At 64.8% G+C, this 6674-nt stretch carries 5 protein-coding genes; all 5 read left to right on the top strand.

What is annotated here, in order from left to right:
- Positions 1-2 precede the first annotated feature (2 nt).
- From nuoL to ABDV78_RS14840, 5 genes are read left to right on the top strand one after another with little or no spacing between them, the layout of a single operon-like run.
- Positions 3-2108: an NADH-quinone oxidoreductase subunit L gene (gene nuoL / locus ABDV78_RS14860; RefSeq protein WP_343528197.1), complete on the top strand. Its 2106-nt coding sequence runs from the start codon at positions 3-5 to the stop codon at positions 2106-2108.
- Positions 2109-2115: 7 nt separating this feature from the next.
- Complete coding sequence (locus tag ABDV78_RS14855) at positions 2116-3666, top strand: NADH-quinone oxidoreductase subunit M (protein ID WP_343528196.1); 1551 nt, start codon at positions 2116-2118, stop codon at positions 3664-3666.
- A complete protein-coding gene (nuoN, locus tag ABDV78_RS14850) occupies positions 3666-5126 on the top strand; it encodes an NADH-quinone oxidoreductase subunit NuoN (protein WP_343528195.1) in 1461 nt (486 codons plus the stop codon). Before ABDV78_RS14855 ends, nuoN begins: the two co-directional genes overlap by 1 nt.
- Positions 5127-5131: 5 nt before the next feature.
- Positions 5132-5836, top strand: a complete 705-nt coding sequence (locus ABDV78_RS14845) for a biotin--[acetyl-CoA-carboxylase] ligase (RefSeq protein WP_343528194.1) — start codon at positions 5132-5134, stop codon at positions 5834-5836.
- 8 nt (positions 5837-5844) lie between these two features.
- Positions 5845-6627 carry a type III pantothenate kinase gene (locus ABDV78_RS14840; protein ID WP_343528192.1) on the top strand — a complete coding sequence of 261 codons (783 nt, stop codon included), beginning with the start codon at positions 5845-5847 and terminating at the stop codon, positions 6625-6627.
- Positions 6628-6674: the final 47 nt, after the last annotated feature.

Raw genomic sequence — 6674 nt, 5'->3', positions numbered from 1 at the left:
TGATCCTCGCTATCGTCTTCCTGCCGTTGCTGGCCGCCGCCATTGCGGGGTTCGGCAACAAGGCCATCGGGAACGTGCCCGCCAAGGTCGTCACGACCGGCGCGCTGTTCATTTCCTGCGCGCTGTCCTGGCCGATTTTCATCGGCTATCTGACCGGCGCCAATGTCGCGACGGTCACGCCGGTGCTCCACTGGATCACCAGCGGCGACATGTCGGTCGACTGGGCGCTGCGCGTCGACTCGCTGACCGCGATCATGCTGGTGGTCATCACCAGCGTCTCGGCGCTCGTCCACCTCTATAGCTGGGGCTATATGAGCGAGGAGCCGGATCAGCCGCGCTTCTTCGCCTATCTCTGCCTCTTCACCTTCGCGATGCTGATGCTCGTGACCGCGGACAATCTGGTCCAGATGTTCTTCGGCTGGGAAGGCGTGGGTCTCGCGTCCTACCTGCTGATCGGCTTCTGGTTCCGCAAGCCGTCGGCCAATGCGGCCGCGATCAAGGCGTTCGTCGTCAACCGCGTCGGCGACCTGGGCTTCATGCTCGGCATCTTCGGCACCTTCCTGGTGTTCAAGACGGTATCGATCCCCGAAATCCTGGCGGCCGCGCCGACCATGGCGGGTTCGACCATCGGCTTCCTCGGCTACCGCTTCGACACGATGACCGTGCTGTGCCTGCTGCTGTTCGTCGGCGCGATGGGCAAGTCGGCGCAGCTCGGCCTGCACACCTGGTTGCCGGACGCGATGGAAGGCCCGACCCCGGTGTCGGCGCTGATCCACGCGGCGACCATGGTGACCGCGGGCGTGTTCATGGTGTGCCGCCTGTCGCCGATGTTCGAAACATCGCCGACCGCGCTTGGCGTCATCACCGTCATCGGCGCCTGCACCTGCTTCTTCGCCGCGACCGTCGGCACGGTGCAGACCGACATCAAGCGCGTCATCGCCTATTCGACCTGTTCGCAGCTCGGCTACATGTTCTTCGCCGCCGGCGTCGGCGCTTATGGCGCGGCGATGTTCCACCTGTTCACACACGCCTTCTTCAAGGCGTTGCTGTTCCTGGGTGCGGGCTCGGTCATCCATGCGATGCACCATGAGCAGGACATGCGCTATTATGGCGGCCTGCGCCGTCACATCCCGCTCACCTTCTGGGCGATGATGATGGGCACGCTGGCGATCACCGGCGTTGGTATTCCGGCTCTGTTCGGCAATCCGATGGCGTTCGGCTTCGCGGGCTTCCACTCGAAGGACGCGATCATCGAGGTCGCCTATGCGGGTGGTTCGGGCTTCGCCTTCTGGGCGGGCGTGATTGCCGCGCTGCTGACCAGCTTCTATTCGTGGCGCCTGATGTTCCTGACCTTCTGGGGCAAGCCGCGCTGGACCGGGTCGGAGCATATCCAGCACGCATTGCACGACGCGCATGGCCACGGCCATGACGACCATGCACACGGCCATGCCCATGATGCACATCATGATGACGCGCATTCGGAAGATGCCGGGCACGAGCCGCACGTGCACGGTGCCGGTCATGCCGATATGCCCGATGGCACCGGCGGCTATCATCCGCATGAGAGTCCGCTGGTCATGTTGATCCCGCTGATCGTCCTGTCGATCGGCGCGATCGCGGCGGGCTTCGTCTTCCACGGCTGGTTCATCGAGCCGGAGTCGGGCGAGACCTATTGGAAGGGCGCGATCGCCTTCAACGAGCATCTCATGCATTCGATGCACGGCGTGCCGGTGTGGGTGAAGCTGTCGGCGACGGTGGTGATGCTGCTCGGTCTGCTGACCGCGTATCTGACCTATATCCGCGCGCCGGAATTCCCGGCCAAGTTCGCGGACCAGTTCCGCATCCTGTACCGCTTCCTCCTCAACAAATGGTATTTCGACGAGATCTACCATTTCCTCTTCGTGCGCCCCGCCTTCGCGATCGGCCGGTTCCTGTGGCACCGTGGCGACGAGAAGACGATCGACCGCTTCGGCCCCAATGGTGTCGCCTGGATCATCCAGCAGGGCAGCAAGGGTGCGGCGCGCTTCCAGACGGGATATCTTTACAGCTATGCGTTCGTCATGTTGATCGGCCTGACCGCGGCCGTCACCTGGGCCATCTTGGGTTGATCGCGTGATGCAGGGCTTCCCCATCCTCTCCGTCATGCTGGCGGTCCCGGCCATTGCCGCGATCGCCTGCCTCTTCCTCAATGCGAACGGTGCGCGCTGGCTGGCGCTGGCCGCGACCCTTGTCGATTTTGCGCTGGGCATCCTGCTCTGGACGCAGTTCGACGTGGGCGGCGCGCAATGGCAGTTCGTCGAGCATGCACCGGGCATTTTCGGTCCGTTCGGCTGGTCGCTCGGCATCGACGGCTTCGCGCTGCTGCTGATCATGCTCAGCGTGTTCCTGATGCCGATCTGCATCGGCGCAAGCTGGCGCTCGATCGACAAGCGCGTTCCCGAATATATGGGGCTGTTCCTGTTCACCGAAGTGCTGATGATCGGCACTTTCGCGGCGCAGGACCTGTTCCTCTTCTATGTCTTCTTCGAAGCCGGCCTGATCCCGATGTACCTGATCATCGGTATCTGGGGTGGGGCGAACCGCATCTACGCGTCGTACAAGTTCTTCCTGTACACGCTGCTCGGCTCGCTGCTGATGTTCGTCGCGATGCTCTATATGGCGCGCACGGCGGGCACGACCTCGATCCCGGCGCTTCTGGCCTATGACTTCCCGGCCTCGGTCCAGACCTGGCTGTGGATCGCCTTCTTTGCCTCGTTCGCGGTCAAGATGCCGATGTGGCCCGTCCACACCTGGCTTCCCGACGCGCACGTCCAGGCGCCGACGGCGGGTTCGGTCATCCTGGCGGGCGTGCTGCTGAAGCTGGGCGGTTACGGCTTCCTGCGCTTCCTGCTGCCGATGTTCCCGGAGGCGAGCGGACAACTGACCTGGCTGATCTTCGCGCTGTCGGCGATCGCCGTGATCTACGCCTCGCTCGTCGCGCTGGTGCAGTCCGACATGAAGAAGCTGATCGCCTATTCGTCGGTCGCGCATATGGCGATCGTGACCATCGGCCTCTATGCCTTCAACCAGCAGGGCATCGAGGGCGCGATGATCATGATGCTCAGCCACGGTCTGGTGTCGGGCGCGCTCTTCCTGTGCGTCGGCGTCATCTATGACCGGCTGCATACCCGCGAGATCGCGCGTTATGGCGGCCTGTCGATCAACATGCCCAAGTACGCCGTGCTGTTCCTGTTCTTCACCATGGCGTCGATCGGTCTGCCGGGCACCAGCGGCTTCGTCGCCGAGTTCCTGTCGCTGATGGGCACCTATCAGGTGTCGACCTGGACCGCGTTGCTCTGCACCACCGGTATCATCCTGGGTGCGGCGTACATGCTCTATCTCTATCGGCGGATCGCCTATGGCGAGATCAAGTCGGACGAGGTGGCGGCGATGCCCGACCTTTCGAGCCGAGAGCTGTGGCTGCTGGCGCCGATCGCGGCGGTGACGCTGTGGATGGGTGTCTATCCAGAAAGCTTCCTGGCACCGATGCGCAAGGACGTGACGATCCTGCTCCAGCGGGTCGACCGCGCGAACCCCGGTTCGGACAGCCGCCCCACCGCGGGCAATCCGGCGCTTGCCACCACCCATGCCCCTAAGCACCAAGCTGCGCACGGGGAGGCGCACTGATGAGCACTTCGTTGAACCTCTTGATGGTCCTGCCCGAGCTGGTGCTGACCCTCGGCGCGATCGCGCTGATGCTCGTCGCCGCCTGGGGCGGCACGGGCTCGACGCGTGGGATCTCCATCGCGGCGGTGTTCGTGCTGGCCGGCGCCATGGTGGCGCTTGCCGGACCTTCGACCACCGGCGGCCTGGCCTTTGGCGGGTTGTACCGGGCCGACGCCTTTGCGGGCTTCGCCAAGGTGCTGATCTATCTGGCGACGGCGGTTGCCATCATCATGGCGCCGGGCTTCTTCGCCAAGACGCCGGGTGAGGATCTGCGACCCGAATATCCGATCCTGATGCTGCTGTCGGCAGTCGGCATGGGCATGATGGTGTCGGCGGGCGACCTGCTGACCCTCTATGTCGGTCTCGAACTGCAGAGCCTTTCGGCTTATGTGCTGGCGAGCTTCATGCGGCGCGACAGCCGTTCTGCGGAAGCGGGCCTGAAATATTTCGTGCTGGGCGCGCTGGCCTCGGGCATCCTGCTCTACGGTATCTCGCTGGTGTACGGCTTTACGGGCAGCACCGATTTCGCGCAGATCGCGCTCGCCTATGGCCGTGATGCGGCGACGGGTACGCGCTCGCTCGGCCTGATGTTCGGCCTCGTATTCGTGTTCGCCGGCCTGGCGTTCAAGATGTCGGCGGTGCCGTTCCACATGTGGACCCCGGACGTCTATGAAGGCGCGCCGACGCCGGTGACGGCCTTTTTCGCCTCGGCCCCCAAGGTCGCCGCGCTGGCGCTCGCGATGCGTGTCGCGGTGGTGGCGATGGGCTCCGCGGCGCAGCAGTGGCAGCAGATCGTGACCTTCGCCGCGCTGGCGTCGATCATCCTGGGCGCCGTCGCGGCAATCGGGCAGACCAACATCAAGCGGCTGCTGGCCTATTCGTCGATCAACAATGTCGGCTTCGCGCTGATCGGTCTGGCGGCGGGCACGGCGCAGGGCGTCGCGGCGGTGCTGACCTATCTGACCATCTACGTCATCATGACGTTGGGTGCGTTCCTGATCGTCATCCGCATGCGGGACGAGAACGGCAATCCGATGGAATCGATCGCCAGCCTGTCGGGTCTGTCGCGCACGCGTCCGGCGATGGCCTGGGCGATGGCCTTCTTCATGTTCTCGGTCGCCGGTATTCCGCCGCTGCTCGGCTTCTACGCCAAGTTCGCGGTGTTCAACGCGGCGGTCGCGGCGGGGCTGTTCCCGCTGGCGGTGATCGGTGTCGTCGCCTCGGTGATCGGTGCCTATTATTATCTTCGTATCGTCAAGACGATGTTCTTCGACGAGCCGGCGGCAAGCTGGGCCAATGATGTCCAGCCGATCGAGAGCGGGCTGATCGCCCTGTCGGCGCTGTTCGTCTCGCCGGTCGGTTATCTGGCGATCCCGCTGCTGGGCGCCTGGTCGCTCGCTGCTGCTCGGGCGCTGTTCTGAGCCGATTGCTGCACGTCCCGGAAACGGGATCGACCAATGCCGATCTTCGCGAGCTCGCCGAGGCGGGCGGCGAAGACGGCCTTTGGCTCCGCGCCGACCGCCAGACGGCGGGGCGGGGCCGACAGGGGCGGGAATGGTCCTCGCCCGATGGCAATTATTACGGATCGACCCTGTTGCGGCTGCGCCCGGGCGATTCGAGCCCCGCGACGCTGGCACTGGTCGCCGCGGTGGCGATTGAAGAGGCGGTGCGATCCTGCCTCCCCGCCATCGAAGATCGGCTTCGGCTGAAATGGCCCAATGACCTGCTGATCGATGGCGCCAAGCTTTCCGGCATATTGCTGGAGCGGGTAGGGGATGCGGTGATCATCGGTATCGGCATCAACCTCATGTCAGCGCCCGACCTGCCTGACCGCGCGACGACCTCGCTGGCGGCGCATGGTGTGATGGTCCCGGCCGCTGTCATGCAGGACCGGCTGGCGGAGGCGATGACACGCTGGGTCGAGGCGTGGCGGACCTGGGGGCTGTCCGCGGTGATCGCGCGCTGGGAATCGCGGGCGCACCCGCTCGGCACGCCGCTGAGCGCCCGACTGCCCGATGGCCAGACGCTGGAGGGTGTGTTCCACGGACTGGCGGGGGACGGCGCGCTACGGCTCGGCTTGGCGGATGGCGCGAGCCATGTCATCCACGCCGGTGATATTTTCCTGCTTTGAGGACTCCCATGCTGCTTGCGATCGATGCCGGGAATACCAACGTGGTCTTCGCGCTGCTCGAAGGGCGCACGATCAAGGGGCGCTGGCGCATCGCGACCGATCCGCGCCGGACCGGCGACGAATATGCGGTGTGGATCAACCAGCTGCTCGCGCTCGAAGGCTATGCGCGCCAGGATGTGACCGGCGTCATCATCGCCACGGTCGTTCCGCGAGCGCTCCATAATCTGGAGGTGCTGGCGCAGAAATACTTCAACGTGGAGCCGCTGATCGCGGGGCGTGATGCCGCCGAGTGGGGGATCGTGATCGACGTCAACGAGCCGGCCTCGCTGGGGGCCGACCGGGCGGTCAACACGATCGCGGCGCATGCGCTATATCCCGGCGACCTGATCACCATCGATTTCGGTACCGCGACCACCTTCGACGTCAGCGACTATCAGGGCGCATACAAGGGCGGGATCATCGCACCGGGCATTAACCTGTCGCTGGATGCGCTGGTGACCGCCGCCGCCAAACTGCCCCGCATCGCGATCCAGGAGCCCGAGAGCCGCAGCGTCATCGGTCGCAATACGGTCGACCAGATGCATATCGGCATCTTCTGGGGCTATATCGCGATGATCGAGGGGTTGGTCGCGCGGCTGAAGGCGCAGGTCGGGCGGCCGGTAAAGGTGCTGGCGACGGGCGGCCTGGCCGCGCTTTTGTCGCCGCATACGGACGTATTCGATCATATCGAGCCCGATCTGACCATTCAGGGGCTGGCGATCCTGTGGGAACGCGCCCATATTCAACGATAAGAGTTTCGGAAACGGAAGGCCCGCGATCGACCGCCGGGCGTCCCGAT

This window comes from Sphingomonas sp., from assembly GCF_039594485.1.
Taxonomy (GTDB): domain Bacteria; phylum Pseudomonadota; class Alphaproteobacteria; order Sphingomonadales; family Sphingomonadaceae; genus Sphingomonas.
This window is presented reverse-complemented; position numbering and strand designations above follow the sequence as displayed.